Genomic DNA, 742 nt, shown 5'->3' on the forward strand with positions numbered 1-742 from the left:
GTCTTGTGATAGTAACTTCTTTATTAATAATTCGACCCTTTTTTCTGTTGGGTAGTCTTCCTCTAGGCAATAAACAGGACCATACTTTTGAAAATCGTGGATTAAAATGCCCGTTCCAATAGAAATAATTGCGACGGAGTAATGAAAGTTTTCTTTAAGAGCTTTAATAGTATGTAAAGAAAGCAGCTGTGCTCCGTGGAAATGGGCATCATGGGATACATAAATGATCTTCTTATTAACATGCATTTCATAACGCCTCCTAAGTTAATTAGATTTTTAGTAAATGCATGGTGTATTTATAATTCCTAGAGAGAAGTGGTAGGAGATAATTGTGAATGCAGCTGGAATGTACTCGAAATAAAAAGTGCTACCTTTAATATATATTTGTTTGGCTTGCTATTCATTCTTTAGAAAGGTGTAAGTAAGAAAGTATAAACTGTCGATTATGAAAGTGATTGCACCAGTTTATTAATCTCTAGGAACGGAGTATAAATGAAGAAGGTTCAATACCCTTTAGAATTTATAAAATAAAAAGGATAAAAGGTATTGACGATTAGGATATAGAGGTGTAWTATAGAACAAGTCGCCGATAGCAACAACGCAGAAAGCGACAAAAGAAATAAAAAAACTTGGTTGACATTGAAATATGAAAATGTTAACATAAGGGAGTCGCAAATGAGCGGCAAACAAGTTCTTTGAAAACTGAACGAAACAAACAACGTGAACGTCAATTTTTATTTTT

Annotated in this window: 1 pseudogene; it reads right to left on the minus strand. The window is 33.1% G+C overall.

Annotation, left to right across the window (positions count from 1 at the left end):
- Window positions 1–246, minus strand: a pseudogene (locus AC1DJR_RS32295) (glycosyltransferase); the annotation flags it as partial.
- Window positions 247–742: the final 496 nt, after the last annotated feature.

Source organism: Bacillus sp. 05T31 (assembly GCF_056396725.1).